Here is a 14,911-nt window from a genome sequence, read left to right as displayed (position 1 = left end):
GCCTCCAATATATATTGGAGGCTTTTTTTATATCTTAGTTATTATGAAGGTTAAGAGGCTTTGGACCTATCCATTACTGTTTGGAATAATTGGTGCTTTATTAGGATTGATATTACGTTATGCTTATACAGGTTCTTTTAGTGGTTTTCCATTTAAGAATATTTTGCATTCACATAGTCATGTAATGCTATTAGGCTTTATTTTTAATGCACTTTTAGTCACTGTATGGTCAACGTTTGTAATTGAGATTGATAAAGTTACTTATCGGTTGTTTTTGATATTGCAGGGATGTGTTGCTATTTTTTTAGTAGCATTTATCCTACAGGGATATGCTTTTTACTCCATTTTGTTTTCTACTGTTCATTTATGGGGAAGTTACTTACTGTTGCTTCGTTTTTGGAGAAAGCTTGATGCGAATAATAAACAACAAAATTTAATAAAACTAGGGATTGTCTTTCACTTTCTGTCAAGTTTAGGTCCGTACATGTTAGGACCACTTATGGCAATGGAAATGCAAAATTCACCTTGGTATCAGCAGGCTATTTTCTTTTACCTACATTTTCAATATTTTGGCGTGTTTTTAGCATGGATGTTGGCTGTGCTATTTCATAAAGCAGAAATTAAACTCAATAAAATTCAATTATTAGTATTTACCGTTGGCCTCGGTTTTCTTTTTACACACTCATTAGATTTTAGTTTTAATCATTGGTCAATTCAATTATTTGGTAGTCTTGGGTCCTTAGGACTGTTTGGTTTATTATTACGTTTTGTAAAGCAATTCAGTATCCTAAAACACAGCTATAAATTTCTTTATTTGGGTATTCTACTAATTGCTTTTTTGAATGTTTTAGGGAGTATTCCTGTAATAGCTAATTTGGCTGTTGAAAGTAGATTTATTTTAATTGCCTGGCTTCATTTAATTTTCTTGGGTATATATACGCCTTTTATTTGGTTGTCATTACCAAAAAAAGTGCATCCAATAATTTGGTTCTGCTATGGCTTAGTATTATTCGGCTCTGAAATGGGATTACTCTTTCCTAAGTTTATTAGTAATTGGACTACAATACCGATAATGTGGTTTTTGTTTTTTAGTTATTTAGGTATATTTTTATGTATTTGTTTGGTACATATTTCTACTATTTTGAAAATAAGTAAAAAGAATATAAACCTAAATTCAAATTAATGAAAAAAAACTTGATTGTTATTTCTGAAGGCGAACGGCCTATTTGGCAAATAATTATTGCAACTTTTTTTTACACGTTAGGGATTGGTAGTTTACTATTGTTTTTCTATCAAAAAGAATTGGTGGTAACACAAGATATAGCAAAGTATATTATATATTCAGTAGAGTTTTCCTTTTATTTATTTGCCTTAGGATTCGGCTTTTCAGTTGTGAAAAATGTAGTATTTAATTTAGAAGTAAATACATATAAAGATGAATATGCTGTTGGACCTATTCGATATGGTAAATGGAGAAAATTACCGAAAATAAATTATGTTTCTGTATTTAAACAACCTATGGTAGATGATTCTTTCAGATTTGAAGTTAATTTATGGTATGAGAAAAATAAACACTTCAATATTTATATGAATAATGACTATGACCTTACTTTGGAAATGGGTTTTCATATTGCTCATAATTTAAATGTAAAACTTTTGGATGCGACCATACCTAATAATTATAAATATGTAGATTTGGATGAGCTTAATGAGCTATTTAATTAGTTTTACTAAAGTTCTAAAACCATTTTAATATCGCTTCGAAGGTAAGGGCAGTCTTTTTCTAATTCAACTTCTTTAAAACCGAATTTTCTGTAAATGTATATAGCATTCTCTAAAATGGTACTTGAATATATAATTAGTTTTTTCCAACCTTTATTTTTAGCAAAATCTATACAATAGTGCATCAGTTGTTGCCCTATTTTAAATCCTTGAAATTCAGGGATAACGGCCATTTTACTCAATTCAAATCCTTCTTTTTCATTCATTAAAGCAACTGTTCCAGCAATTTTATTATTAATTAAGGCGAAGAAAATAAAGCCTCCATTATCTATAATATATTCTTTAGCATTTTCCAAAACATCACTGTCATGATCCTCTACATAGAAATGTTTTTTTAGCCAGGCTATATTCAAATCTCTAAAATAAGTTTTGTATCTATCCTCATATGGAATGATTTCTATTTCCATTTACTACATTTTACTATTTACAAACTCAATTACTTCTTTTTCAACACGTAAAGTATCGTTATATATCTTATCAGCTTTTGCTATGATTTCCTGAGCAAAATTCCTATCTTTTAAATCCTTAGCATTAATTCTTACATTAAAATAGGCACCAATTACAGCGGTTCTTGCACATAACACTCCAACGGCGGCATCTGAAAGTGAACTAGGTAAACCCTCTTTAACCATTGTTTGCATTACTTCCATTGAATTATACGCTGTTTCCATAACTTGAAATGGAATTTCAGTAGCATATTTTGTAGCATCTTCAATAGCCTGTCTTCTTAGTTCTTTTTCTTGAGTTGTACTCTTAGGCATCCTAAAGCCATCAATAATTTTACCAAAGGCATTGGTGTCTTCATCTACCAAAAAGAGTAATTTGGCCTTAAATACTTGTCCTTTTTCTGCCCAATTTGAATAATATTTCCATTTATCATCCCAACCAGCTTTATGAGAAGATAAGTTGGCAACCATAGCCCCTAAAGCAGCCCCTAATGCACCTGTATAGGCGGCAATAGAACCACCACCAGGAGCAACGGATTCACTTGCGGTTATGTCAGTAAAATCAGATAAAGATAAATCAATAAGCTTTTTACTTACATCTTTATTCAAAACATACTCTATTATTTTTTCTTTTGGATTAAAGGGTTTCAAATCATCTAACCCAAGAGATTTTACGGCGATTTTTATTTTTTCTTTTTCAGAAATGCCTAGAGAGCGTTGTTGTTTTTCTAGAAAATAATCAGCAGCAGACAACATTGCTTTAAGAGGAATAAGCCCAACCAATTCAGAACCCGTTACTCTCAACCCTCTTTCTTCTGCAATTTTTGCCGTTTCATCAAAAGCGATATGCATTGGCGTGATTGAAATATTGGTCAAGTTATATGAAATTTGAGCAATACCATATTCTTCAATATACCAACCAATACCTTTTACGGCTTTTAATTTACCAGGAATACGAATGGGCTCTCCATTATTATCCATTACTTTTTTACCTGTAATCGGATTTCCTTCTCTTTTAATTCTACCAGCTTCACGCATATCAAAAGCGATGGCATTGGCCCTTCGAGTAGAGGTTGTGTTTAGGTTAATATTATAGGCAATGAGAAAGTCACGTGCAGAAATAGCTATGGCTCCTGTTTTTGAAACACTGTCATTAAATTCGGCTGGGCCAAAATCAGGTTTCCATTCAGGGTTTATTAATTTTTTAGGTAAACCTTCATATTCTCCAGCTCTACAATTGGCCAAATTTTTACGTTTATTTTCTTTTGCTGCGGTTTCATAAAAATACCCAGGTATTCCAAGTTCTTTACCCACACGGTCTCCTAATTTATGAGCGTATTTTGCTGTTTCTTCTAATGTAATTCCTGAAATTGGTACTAAAGGGCAAACGTCAGTAGCACCAAACCTAGGATGTTCGCCTTTTTGATGACGCATATCAATTAATTCAGAAGCTTTTTTAATCAGTTTAAATGCCGCTTCAATAACCTGTTCGGGTTCGCCAACAAAAGTAATAACGGTGCGGTTTGTGGCTTTTCCAGGATCAATATCTAGCAGTTTTACACCTTCAACAGTCTCTACAATATGTGCTATTGTATTAATTTTTTCGGTATTGCGACCTTCACTAATATTGGGTACGCATTCTATCAATTGTTTTTGCATCTTAATACGCTTTTCAGGTTATGAATATCAAAGTTATATTTTGTTTTTGAGATATTACAATTTTTAGGATTATAATACTCTTTCTAATAACGATAAAAATATTTAAATCAATGAAAATAAGTGATTAAAATTCCTTAGTTTTGCGGCGAATTTAAAATAATATAAAATGAAAATAGTGAAATTTTTTACAGTTATATTAATGTCAACTGTACTTTTTTCTTGTAACAGCCAAGGTGTTACAAAAAAGGCATTAAAGACTGAAATTGATTCAGTAAGTTATGCATTAGGGGTAAATATAGCTTCTAGTTTAAAACAAACTTTTGAAGATCTTGATACTGATTTAGTAGTGCAAGGTTATAGAAATGGAGCTGATTCTCTGGGTATTTTAATTCCTGCTGCAAAAACTGATAGTATTATTAGAGCTTACATGCAAGGTAAACAAATGGCAGCACAAGAAAAACAACAAGCTGAAGCTTTAGCAAAAGCTGAAAAAGATTTTGCACCAATCAAAGCAGAAGGTGAAAAATTCTTGGCTGAAAATAAAACAAAAGAAGGTGTAAAAACAACTGCTAGCGGTTTGCAATACATTGTTTTAAAAGAAGGTACTGGTGAAAAACCAGGTGCTACTTCTAAGGTAAAAGTTCATTATCATGGAACTTCAATTGACGGAACTGTATTTGATAGTTCTGTAGATAAAGGAGTACCCGCTGAATTTGGAGTTAACCAAGTTATAAAAGGATGGACAGAAGGATTACAGTTAATGCCTGTTGGTTCTAAATTCAAATTCTTTATTCCTCAAGAGTTGGCTTATGGTGCTTTTCCAAGACCTAATGGACCAATTAAACCTTTTTCAACTTTAATTTTTGAAGTTGAAATGTTAGAAATTATTAAGTAATAATAGCAAACAAATAATATATAAAAAAAGGAGCGATGTTTACATTGCTCCTTTTTTTGTTTAATAAAGCAAAAAAAGAGTTAGCATATATAATAGAGGAAAATGGTTGGTTATCGTCACATTGGAATAACTTTTCACATTATTAAATTTTGTTTACTCGTTTTATATTCTACCTGTTTTAAAATTCTAAGGTATTGATCTAAACATAGCTAAATTTATCAAAACCTCCTTTTAATTTTACTAAAGGCATAACGCATGGTAAAATTTATATTCAATTATGGTTTTAAAAGCTGATATTAAAATCTAATCTAATTCGGTTTCCAGTTTCTTTATCATTACCGGTTGGTATAATTTGGTCTACTATAAAATACCTTAATTTTAGATTAATGTTTTTATCAATAGCATATCCACCAGCTATTTCAAGACCTTTAAAATTTGTTAACCTACCATCTGGTGAACCTTGTGAAGAATAGTCCCATCTTGCCCAATCATTTTGTGATAAAAAATCAACAGCAGCATACCTTTCTAAATAAGTATGGGTTAATTGCACTTTCCAGTCCCCTTTTTTTGCTAAATTCCCTATACTAATATTGGATACAAAACCTCTTTTCTCATTTTTAAATTTTTCAGGAATTGAGTCTTTTTTATCATAGTCTTTAGTGTTAAAGTAATAGTCAAAACCAGCCATTATTTTTGGGTGATTAACTAATTTAATATTTGCTCCAACATGTACAATAGAATAATCTAATAGATATGTTTCATTACCATCAGGGATATTAGGCATTTTATTAAAACTATAATAAGAAGGAAATATTTTAATTCTGTTTTTCCAATGTGTGGTAACGATCTGGACTCCTTGAAAGTAACTGTCCGACTCTAGAGATTTACCTTGGGTTGCCACAATAAAATGACCAGTATTTATTTGTAACGATGTTAAAAAATTTTTTTCAAAATTAAATTTACCTGATAATGCAACACCTTCTGGAAAAACGTTATCGCTCCAAAACAGTTCATTTTGCTTTTCAAAAGGAAAAGCATTTTTACCAACCCAGGCAGAAAACCATTTATAGTTGAATTTGGCATAAATTTTTTCAATAGCAATTGGTAAAGTACCGAATTCTTTAAAACCATCACCTAATGTCAATTGAGGATCCTGCTGCTTTTTTGGGTCACCTGTTCTTATTCGAATTCCTGATGATAGCCAATCATTATATGTATAGGAAACTCCAAAACGAGCCCTATAACGCAGACGTGTTCGGTCATCGCGATAAACACCTGAAGAATTGAGAGATTTCCAATCTTGTTCTATTCTAAATCTAAAATCTCCCATAAATGAAAGTTTTTTTAGAGTATCATTACTTTGAGCTGATAAAAATAGAGGGAATAGTACTAGTAGTAAAGAGTATATTATTTTTTTCAAGATGAGAATTGTTATATGATAATAAATTGGTTTGATTTAAAAACGAAATTAGCAATATTTTAGTAAAAATCAATTGATTTTTACCTAGAGTTAATAATTAAATATCAACCATAATCATGGAGAAGAAAGCCATACTTGGTAATGCTTTTATAACTAATTAAATTTACTTTTTATTTTCATCAAAATCAACTAAAAGTCCGTTATGAATCCATTCGGCTAAGGCTTCTCTGTTTTTATAATTAAGAATTCGTTTTTGATCTTTTTTATTTTTGATATTGCCCAATTCAATATATACCATGGCAGGTAATGTACTTTTTATTAAATATAACCCCCTAGTGCTTACTGAACCATCGTATATTCTATTTGGTTGATGTTCGTTATATTTATCTCTAAAAGAATTATGGATATTTTCGGCTAATTTTTTTCCACTTTTACTTTTACTGTCGTGATAGAAAAAAACATCAATATTTTTATTCTTATTTCTGCTGTCAACATGTGTAACAATTAATCTTTGGTAGGCACCTTTATGTTTTAAAAACAAATTATTTACTGCTTTTGTTCGTTGTCGTAATCGCAATTTTTGGCTTAATGGAATTTGGTTTTCGGGGAAACAAAATTCATCATGATCTACTTCTAATATTTTATCATCACGAATGCCGTCATTTTTATCTTTAATAATTATGTAAACCTTTGCTCCATGAGATATAAGCTTATGAGCTAAACGTAGAGTTACATCATAAGCATATTCATCTTCAGAAATAAGCGTGCCATTGTAGTTCTCCATTGCACCAGGATCAGGACCGCCATGCCCAGAAATTAAATAGTATATTGCACCTTTTAATTTTTTATTTTCTATAACAATAGGATTGTAGTCTTTACCAAAAATCGGATCGTAAATTTTCTCTTGTGATACAATAGTATCAATTCTTTCTGAAATCGTTTCAGTAGGAACAGAATCAGTTATTTTAGGTATTTTTATAGCAGTAATACTGTCTTTTTGAGTTAATGGAAGGAAATAGGTTTTTCCTATGAGCAAACCATTATTGGTTCTTAAGTTCTTTTTATTTAATTCTATAAATTCTTTAAGATACTTTGTCGGTTCTAAACCATTTTTTCGAAGTATAGAATAAACGCCATCACCATTAACGGCGACCACCGTTTTATGTGATGTTTGAGCAATAACAAAAATGTTTATACCAAGAAAAAAGAGAAAGCAGAATATTTGTTTTAGCATTTATTAATTACTTTTTTTGAATTATTTAAAACCATATGCCATTCTCATTTTTAGAAATAGCGATATTTAAAATTATTATAATAGTAGGCGAAATTAATAATTTTTATAGAACCATCAATAGATACAACGACAGAGGTTTAAAAATTTAATAATAATTGAATTAAACATAGCTCTTCTATATATTGAAAAAGTATAAACTAGTGCTAAATTTGTTTTCCATCAATGAAAACCGTATCAATCAAGTTACTACCAAAAGCATAAGGTAAAAAGCCATAGGAAGGAATTTCTTTAGTGATCATTAAGTTTGCTTTTTTGCCTTTGGTTATGCTACCATGTGTGTCTGAGATATTCATCGCATAGGCTGCGTTAATAGTCGCTGCATTAATGGCCTCTTCAGGTGTCATTTTCATTTTAATACAAGCGGTACTAATAACAAAATTCATATTTCCACTAGGCGTAGAGCCTGGATTATAATCTGTTGCTATAGCTAATGGCAATCCCGAATCAATTATTGCTCTTGCAGGTGCATAAGGAATGCCAAGAAAGTAAGAGCAGGAGGGAAGTGCCACAGGCATTGTAGTACTGTTTTTTAAGGTTTCAATATCTTCTGTTGTCATAACTTCAAGATGATCAACGGAAAGTGCATTGTATTTAACACCTAACTGAATGCCCCCAATGCTGTTAAATTGATTCACATGTATTTTAGGAATTAATCCATAAGTTTTGGCTGCTACAATAATTTTTTCTGTTTCAGCAACAGAGAAATAGCCTTTTTCACAAAATACATCAATAAATTCAGCTAAATTTTCAGCTGCTATCTTTGGCAACATTGTATTGATAATCAGATCCACATAGTCCTCTTTATTGTTGTTGAACTCAGAAGGAAACGCATGAGCTCCCAAAAAAGTGGCCTTTATGGTAATTGGATAATTATCAGCTAACTTTTTGATAACTCGTAATATTTTAAGCTCAGCCTCTGTTGTTAAACCATATCCTGATTTTATTTCAACAGCACCTGTACCTAATTTGATTACTTCATCTAATCGTTTAGCAGATTGCTTATATAAATCATCTTCACTAGTTTGTTGTAATTTTTTTGCTGAATTTAATATGCCACCTCCTTTTGCAGCAATTTCCTCATAGGTTAAACCGTTAATTCGGTCCACGAATTCACCTTCTCTATTTCCGGCATAAACAATATGTGTATGACTATCGCACCAAGTGGGAAGTACCATTTTTCCTTGGGCATTAATTACTTCATTTACTTGAATTTCGTAAAGATCTTCCATTTTTCCAAAATCCTTAATTAAACCATCATCTATCAATAAAAATGCATTTTTAAGGGTAGGTAATGTTTTCATTTCAGTACCAGAAACCCTGCTCAATGAACCATCTCTAATTTGCAGCAATTCTTTAATATTCGTAATAAGTGTAGGCATAATTGGCTATCTTTACCGTAAAGATAACGAAATATGTTAGAATTAAGTAAGAGTGAATATGCTTCATTTTTTCAGCCATATGTTGACATTTTGGATGGAAATTCAAAAGGTATCATATACAATTTAGAGGACTCTTTAAATAGAACCTTACTTGTGTTGGAAAACATATCAGAAGCAAAACAATCCTTTCGATATGCAGAAGGTAAATGGACGATAAAAGAGTTGGTTCAGCACGTAATTGATTCTGAACGTGTTTTTGGTTATAGAGCTTTAACTTTTGGTAGAAATGATACTACACATTTACCAGGGTTCGATGAGAATGATTTTGTTAAGTATTCAAATGCTAATGATAGATCTTATGCAGAAATGTTAGAAGAATTAAAGGTAGTCAGATTGTCTACGATTTTACTTTTCAAAAGTTTTAATGCTACTGATTTTGTGAAAGCAGGAATTGCAAGTGGTAAGTCTATATCAATCAAAGCCTTAGGTTATATCATTTCAGGGCATTTATTACATCATTTAAAAATCATTGAAGAAAGATATTTAATTTAATACTCTTTTCAAGTAATGGAAATGTAATAATTCGGCTTTTGTTTACGTTATTTAATAAAAATACGCTAGACATGAATAAAAACTTCGACTCTGAAAGTGACGAATCTTTACGTCCCAAAAAAAATAGAAAAAAGAATATTAAACCTTACAAAAAAGATAAATATACATTATCAAAGTTGATAGAGTATGAAAATTATCTCAATACTATTGAATTATTTAGTAAAGGAAATAACCATTTAGATTTTCAGTAATTATTCTTATATTTGAGTATAAACTTATCTTGACTTTTTTTAATATGAAAAGTTAAGATGGGTTTAATATCTTAATCTTAGAATTATGAAAAATATACTTATTGTTTTCTGTTTATTATTAACGAGTTCAATTTTTTCGCAAGTAAAAAAAACTATAGAAGAAGATAATTCTGTACCTACAAGTATTTTTGCGGCTAACTCTCTGATTTATCAAACAGATAAAGAGAGTATGGCTTCTTTAAATTTAAATTATCTTAATCTTTGGATTATGGATTTTAGTGATGATTCTTCCTTTTCTAATGCAAATAGAATTAAATTAGATTTAAGAAATTTTGGAAGGCATATTACCTATGAGGATTTGTCTGACAACTTTAGGAGAACTGAATTTAACAATTATAATGTTTCTGTAAACAGCGATCATTTTATTTGGTCTATGTGGGATACCAGAATACAAAAGCAATGGCAACAACAATTAGAAAAAGCTAAAAACTAATACGCCGTTTTATCTTCTTTTTCTGTCCATGTGGTAAAAGCTTCTAAAGCAGTAGTTCGAGCTACTTGTTGAAAAGGAATACTACGTTTATCAAAAGCTAAATCAATTTCTTTATAAATAAAGGCATCATCAAACCCTATATTGGCAGCATCTGTTTGACTACAACCAAAATATACTTTATCTGGTCTAGCCCAATAAATTGCACCTAAACACATTGGACAAGGTTCACATGATGTGTAAATAATACAACCTTCTAATTGAAAAGAATTTAAATGCTTACAAGCATCTCTAATAGCCGTAACTTCAGCATGTGCTGTAGGGTCATTATTCGAAGTAACTTTGTTATTTCCTCTTCCAATTATTTTATTATCTTTAACAATAACACAGCCAAAAGGACCTCCTTCATTAGCGTTCATTCCTTTTATTGCTAATTGAATAGCTTCACTCATGTAAAGTTCATGGTCAGACAAATTTTTAGTGTCTGATTGAGCTTTCGCAGCTTCACCAGGGAATTTTTTATTGAAAGTATTACACATTATAATCTAATTTGAGATAAAAAATGAGATATGAGAAATGTTTACAATCTCATGTCTCAAGTTTAATATTTAATTAAAGTCCACTAGTCATTTCCTCAGGTTTTACCCATTCGTCATATTGCTCAGGAGTTACATAACCTAAACGAACAGCTTCTTCTTTTAAAGTTGTTCCATTTTTATGAGCTGTATTGGCAATTTCAGCAGCTTTATAATAACCAATTTTAGTATTTAAGGCAGTAACTAACATTAATGAGTTATCTACTAATTCTTTAATTCTAGGTCTATTAGGTTCTATACCTTTTGCACAATTTTCATCAAATGAAGCACAAGCATCGCCTAATAATCTTGCAGATTGCAATACATTGCTCGCCATAACTGGTTTAAAAACATTCAATTCATAATTTCCTTGCATACCACCAACGGTTACTGCAACATCATTTCCAATAACTTGAGCACAAACCATTGTTAACGCTTCAGCTTGGGTTGGGTTTACCTTCCCTGGCATAATAGAACTTCCAGGTTCGTTTGCCGGAATTATTAATTCGCCAATACCTGAACGTGGTCCAGAAGCCATTAATCTAATGTCATTAGCAATTTTGTTTAATGATACTGCTAATTGTTTTAAAGCTCCGTGTGATTCTACTAAGGCATCATGTGCAGCTAATGCTTCAAATTTATTTTCAGCGGTAATAAAAGGTAGCTCAGTAAATTCAGCTATTTTTTTTGCTACTAAAACATCATATCCTTTTGGAGTGTTTAATCCTGTTCCAACAGCTGTACCACCAAGAGCAAGTTCTGAAAGGTGAGCTAACGTGTTTTTAAGAGCTTTTAAACCATGATCGAGTTGAGAAACATATCCTGAAATTTCTTGGCCAACAGTTAAAGGTGTAGCATCCATTAAGTGGGTTCTACCAATTTTAACAACATCCGAAAAGTCTTTAGCTTTTTTATCTAAGGTATCTCTTAATTGTTCTATACCAGGAATAGTGGTTTCAACAATCATTTTATAACAAGCAATATGCATACCTGTTGGAAAAGTATCATTAGAGGATTGCGATTTGTTTACATCGTCATTCGGTTGAATTGTTTTTTCACCTTCACCAATTTTTTTACCTGCAATTTCATGAGCTCGGTTAGCAATAACTTCATTCACATTCATATTGCTTTGTGTACCTGAACCTGTTTGCCATATTACTAATGGAAATTGATCATCTAATTTACCTTCTAAAATTTCATCACAAACTTTAGAGATTAAATTACGTTTTTCTTCAGTTAATACACCCAAATCAAAATTTGCATGAGCTGCTGCTTTTTTAAGGTAGGCAAAACCGTAAACTATTTCTAAGGGCATAGAAGCTGAAGGCCCTATTTTAAAGTTGTTTCTTGAACGTTCTGTTTGTGCTCCCCAATATTTTTCAGCAGGTACTTTTACCTCGCCCATGGTATCTTTTTCTATTCTGTATTCCATTGTAAATAATATTTAAATGCTTTGATATTTTGTATTGTTTATTAAAAACAAAGTTACAAAATATGTACTTCATAAGCATAAAAAAAAGCCAGCATTTGCTGACCTTTTTTTATAATTAATTTTAAATTTTATCCTCCAAAACCTTCACCTTCATCATCGTCCATGCCACCTTGACGTTCTTGTCTTTTCTTTTTCTGGTTGAAACGATAAGTAAATGCTAGATTAAAACTACGTTGTCTCCATTGGAACTCACTGTCACTATTAAAAGTAGGGGTAAATGACTCCATAGAGCGTTTACGAGTATTGAATACATCACTGACATTAAACGTAATGGAAGCCTTTTCCTTTAAGATGTCTTTACTAAAGGCCAAGTCTGTTGAAAACATGCCTTTACGCTTGTTTTGTGCATCTTCACTAGGTCCCATATAAAATAAACGTGTTTGCCAATCTATATTTGCTGGTAACGTTACTTTATTATTAAATCTGATAAACCAACTTAAATTTTCAGCACCATAATCAACGCCGTTATAGTCTCCAATAGTTTCAGAATTGAAAAGATTAAAATTACCATTCATGTTCCATTTATTTGTGGGTCTGTACGTAACCGTAAATTCTAACCCAAACCTGTTATTGGTCGCTAAGTTTATTGGTGTACGTCTAATAATTGGTATATCAGTACCACCAACAACCGCTATTTCTCCAGTGTCTTCGCTGATAAATGTAAAGACATCTGTTGCCCGTTGATAATAGATAGAAGAATTTAATGTTAATTTTCCAAATCTATTTAGGTAGCCAAGGTCAACCGTGTTAGAGTAACTTGGTTTTACATCAGGATTTCCTTGAAATAAATTAGTAGCACTACTTCTTGACGGAAAAGGATTGATATAACGAGATCTAGGTCTTCTTATACGACGGTTATATCCAAAAGTTATACTCTGTTTTTCGTTGAGTTCATATCCTAAATTTACGGTAGGAAAAAAGCCAGAATAGTTTTGATTTTGATAATCGTTACTTGTTTTTTGATCTATAGTAACATCAGTCGTTTCAAATCGCAACCCAAGTAAATAAGAAAATTTGTCTTTAAGTTTACTCCCAAATTGAGAATATAAGGCATTTACATTTTCTTTATAGATTAAATTATTACTAACATCAGCGTCAAGGACAAAGGTTCCATTTTCATTAAACGCTAATGTATAATCTGTATCTAAATCATTAAATTCACCTCTATAACCGAATTCAAACTGACTTTTTTCGCCAATCGGTAATACATAATCCGTTTTAATTAATATTTCTTTTTGAGTTTCATATGTACGTACTTTTTCGGCGTCTTCACCATCCTCGCTAATTAGTGAGTTTTCGTCTTCTGTGGCATTTGAATATTGAAAATCAGCGGTTAACTTATGTCCATCCGTTTTAAAATCTTTATTAAAATTTAATGAAAATTCAGTTGTCTTGTCAATATCGTTTTCCGGATCAAAACGCAAAGATTCATTGAGTAAAGCTCCATTTACGTCATATTCCTTAATTCTATTAGTTGTTTCACTATCATTATCTCTATTCCCTAAAAGTACAGCAGCCGTTAATGATGCAGATTCAGTTAGGTAATACTCAATACCAAAATTGGTGTTAAAACTATTTCCTTTTCTTTCTGTATCTCTTATTTCATTTAAAAAAGTATCAGGATTATCAACAATAAAATTACCATCATCATCATACTCTTTATTAAAATATTGTGATTCAGTTGTAGATAAACCTGGAGATTCTCTATAACTATAACTTGTGGTATTAAAAAAGTTAAAGTCGCCTGTTCTATAATTAATATTTCCAGAAATTCCAGCTTGGTAAGGGTAACCAACATTGGTAGTTATGGAACCGTTAAGGCCTTGTAATTTACTTCTACGTAAAATAATATTTAATATACCACCAGTACCTTCCGCATTGTATCTCGCAGATGGAGAAGTAATAACTTCAACTTTTTCAATAGCGTCTGCAGGTAATTGACGTAAGGCATCGGTAGAGTTTAATCCAACCAAACCAGAAGGTTTTCCATTAATCAATATGGTTACATTATCATTTCCACGCAAAGCGACATTACCTTCAACATCAACGGAAACTGAAGGTACATTATCTAAAACATCACTTACGGTACCTCCTCTAACGGTCAAGTCTTTACCAACATTATATATTTTTTTGTCTAATTTGATTTCAACAGTAGTTTTTTCAGCAATGAGTTCAACTTCATCTAAGGCCTTACTGTCAGCACTTAATATGATTTTACCCAAATTTAAATTGCTATCAACTACTTTTTTTGGAAGACTATATGATTTGAAAGAAATAAATTCAATAGATATATTATAGGTTCCTTTTTTTGCTTCTACATTAAAATTACCATTCTCATCAGTTAAACCTCCAGTGACCTGATCGCCATTAGTTGGTCTTAATACAACTGTAGCATACTCTAATGGTTGATTGGTATCTTGGTCAATAACAGTACCTGTTATTTCAACTTTTTGCTGAGCATTTAAGGTAAAAGCAATACTAGTTAAAATAAAAAGTGATAAAATATTTTTTAATTTTTGCATAATTATAAAGTGATACTTTTTTATTGGGTGAATTACGTTTGCTAAATTTTGACAAAAATAGATACTTAATTTTGGAGTTCATATGATTTACTGTTAACGATTGTTAAGATAAAAATGAAGTTGTGAAATATAGTTTTAGTGATGTAATAAACTA

14 protein-coding genes are annotated in these 14,911 nt (G+C 31.2%); 6 read left to right on the top strand and 8 right to left on the bottom strand.

The annotated features are described in order from the left end of the window. The first annotated feature begins 43 nt into the window (after window positions 1–43). On the top strand, window positions 44–1,183 hold the full coding sequence (locus tag FF125_RS14950) for a hypothetical protein (RefSeq protein ID WP_138950521.1): 1,140 nt from the start codon (window positions 44–46) through the stop codon (window positions 1,181–1,183). Then, window positions 1,183–1,725 (top strand): hypothetical protein, encoded by a 543-nt coding sequence (locus FF125_RS14945; protein ID WP_138950520.1) that lies wholly within the window; start codon window positions 1,183–1,185, stop codon window positions 1,723–1,725. The genes FF125_RS14950 and FF125_RS14945 overlap by 1 nt, the downstream gene beginning before the upstream one ends. 5 nt (window positions 1,726–1,730) lie before the next feature. Here FF125_RS14945 and FF125_RS14940 read toward each other — a convergent pair whose 3' ends face one another. After that, window positions 1,731–2,189, bottom strand: coding sequence for a GNAT family N-acetyltransferase (locus FF125_RS14940; protein ID WP_138950519.1), 459 nt, complete (start codon window positions 2,187–2,189; stop codon window positions 1,731–1,733). A gap of 3 nt (window positions 2,190–2,192) precedes the next feature. Beyond that, complete coding sequence (gene ftcD / locus FF125_RS14935; RefSeq protein WP_138950518.1) at window positions 2,193–3,887, bottom strand: glutamate formimidoyltransferase; 1,695 nt, start codon at window positions 3,885–3,887, stop codon at window positions 2,193–2,195. Window positions 3,888–4,053: 166 nt separating this feature from the next. Between ftcD and FF125_RS14930 the strand changes: the two genes are divergently transcribed. Then, complete coding sequence (locus FF125_RS14930) at window positions 4,054–4,782, top strand: FKBP-type peptidyl-prolyl cis-trans isomerase (protein ID WP_138950517.1); 729 nt, start codon at window positions 4,054–4,056, stop codon at window positions 4,780–4,782. A gap of 283 nt (window positions 4,783–5,065) precedes the next feature. Here FF125_RS14930 and FF125_RS14925 read toward each other — a convergent pair whose 3' ends face one another. The 3 genes from FF125_RS14925 to hutI form a co-directional block, all read right to left on the bottom strand. Beyond that, window positions 5,066–6,202, bottom strand: a complete 1,137-nt coding sequence (locus tag FF125_RS14925; protein WP_138950516.1) for a putative porin — start codon at window positions 6,200–6,202, stop codon at window positions 5,066–5,068. Window positions 6,203–6,365: 163 nt separating this feature from the next. Continuing rightward, window positions 6,366–7,436: an N-acetylmuramoyl-L-alanine amidase family protein gene (locus FF125_RS14920; protein ID WP_138950515.1), complete on the bottom strand. Its 1,071-nt coding sequence runs from the start codon at window positions 7,434–7,436 to the stop codon at window positions 6,366–6,368. A 203-nt stretch (window positions 7,437–7,639) separates the two neighbouring features. Continuing rightward, window positions 7,640–8,875 carry an imidazolonepropionase gene (gene hutI / locus FF125_RS14915; RefSeq protein WP_138950514.1) on the bottom strand — a complete coding sequence of 412 codons (1,236 nt, stop codon included), beginning with the start codon at window positions 8,873–8,875 and terminating at the stop codon, window positions 7,640–7,642. Between the two features lie 33 nt (window positions 8,876–8,908). Between hutI and FF125_RS14910 the strand changes: the two genes are divergently transcribed. The 3 genes from FF125_RS14910 to FF125_RS14900 all read left to right on the top strand — a co-directional run bounded on the left by FF125_RS14910 (window position 8,909) and on the right by FF125_RS14900 (window position 10,171). Continuing rightward, the gene (locus FF125_RS14910) at window positions 8,909–9,427 is read left to right on the top strand and encodes a DinB family protein (protein WP_138950513.1); all 519 of its coding nucleotides are present in this window, start codon (window positions 8,909–8,911) and stop codon (window positions 9,425–9,427) included. A gap of 71 nt (window positions 9,428–9,498) precedes the next feature. Continuing rightward, window positions 9,499–9,678, top strand: a complete 180-nt coding sequence (locus FF125_RS14905) for a hypothetical protein (protein WP_138950512.1) — start codon at window positions 9,499–9,501, stop codon at window positions 9,676–9,678. Window positions 9,679–9,763: 85 nt separating this feature from the next. Further along, window positions 9,764–10,171 (top strand): hypothetical protein, encoded by a 408-nt coding sequence (locus FF125_RS14900; protein WP_138950511.1) that lies wholly within the window; start codon window positions 9,764–9,766, stop codon window positions 10,169–10,171. Here FF125_RS14900 and FF125_RS14895 read toward each other — a convergent pair. The 3 genes from FF125_RS14895 to FF125_RS14885 all read right to left on the bottom strand — a co-directional run bounded on the left by FF125_RS14895 (window position 10,168) and on the right by FF125_RS14885 (window position 14,757). Next, window positions 10,168–10,707, bottom strand: a complete 540-nt coding sequence (locus FF125_RS14895) for a nucleoside deaminase (protein ID WP_175418938.1) — start codon at window positions 10,705–10,707, stop codon at window positions 10,168–10,170. The two genes, FF125_RS14900 and FF125_RS14895, sit on opposite strands and share 4 nt — an antisense overlap. A gap of 73 nt (window positions 10,708–10,780) precedes the next feature. Then, window positions 10,781–12,175 (bottom strand): class II fumarate hydratase, encoded by a 1,395-nt coding sequence (gene fumC / locus FF125_RS14890; protein ID WP_138950510.1) that lies wholly within the window; start codon window positions 12,173–12,175, stop codon window positions 10,781–10,783. 128 nt (window positions 12,176–12,303) lie between these two features. After that, window positions 12,304–14,757: an outer membrane beta-barrel family protein gene (locus tag FF125_RS14885; RefSeq protein WP_138950509.1), complete on the bottom strand. Its 2,454-nt coding sequence runs from the start codon at window positions 14,755–14,757 to the stop codon at window positions 12,304–12,306. Between the last annotated feature and the right edge of the window lie 154 nt (window positions 14,758–14,911).

This window comes from Aureibaculum algae (assembly GCF_006065315.1).
Classification (GTDB): Bacteria; Bacteroidota; Bacteroidia; order Flavobacteriales; family Flavobacteriaceae; genus Aureibaculum; species Aureibaculum algae.
This window is presented reverse-complemented; position numbering and strand designations above follow the sequence as displayed.

Coding starts and splice junctions, on each gene's coding strand:
- FF125_RS14950 (WP_138950521.1), top strand. CDS start 44: ATGAAGGTTAAGAGGCTTTGGACCTATCCATTACTGTTTGGAATAATT.
- FF125_RS14945 (WP_138950520.1), top strand. CDS start 1,183: ATGAAAAAAAACTTGATTGTTATTTCTGAAGGCGAACGGCCTATTTGG.
- FF125_RS14940 (WP_138950519.1), bottom strand. CDS start 2,189: ATGGAAATAGAAATCATTCCATATGAGGATAGATACAAAACTTATTTT.
- ftcD (WP_138950518.1), bottom strand. CDS start 3,887: ATGCAAAAACAATTGATAGAATGCGTACCCAATATTAGTGAAGGTCGC.
- FF125_RS14930 (WP_138950517.1), top strand. CDS start 4,054: ATGAAAATAGTGAAATTTTTTACAGTTATATTAATGTCAACTGTACTT.
- FF125_RS14920 (WP_138950515.1), bottom strand. CDS start 7,436: ATGCTAAAACAAATATTCTGCTTTCTCTTTTTTCTTGGTATAAACATT.
- hutI (WP_138950514.1), bottom strand. CDS start 8,875: ATGCCTACACTTATTACGAATATTAAAGAATTGCTGCAAATTAGAGAT.
- FF125_RS14910 (WP_138950513.1), top strand. CDS start 8,909: ATGTTAGAATTAAGTAAGAGTGAATATGCTTCATTTTTTCAGCCATAT.
- FF125_RS14905 (WP_138950512.1), top strand. CDS start 9,499: ATGAATAAAAACTTCGACTCTGAAAGTGACGAATCTTTACGTCCCAAA.
- FF125_RS14900 (WP_138950511.1), top strand. CDS start 9,764: ATGAAAAATATACTTATTGTTTTCTGTTTATTATTAACGAGTTCAATT.
- FF125_RS14895 (WP_175418938.1), bottom strand. CDS start 10,707: ATGTGTAATACTTTCAATAAAAAATTCCCTGGTGAAGCTGCGAAAGCT.
- fumC (WP_138950510.1), bottom strand. CDS start 12,175: ATGGAATACAGAATAGAAAAAGATACCATGGGCGAGGTAAAAGTACCT.
- FF125_RS14885 (WP_138950509.1), bottom strand. CDS start 14,757: ATGCAAAAATTAAAAAATATTTTATCACTTTTTATTTTAACTAGTATT.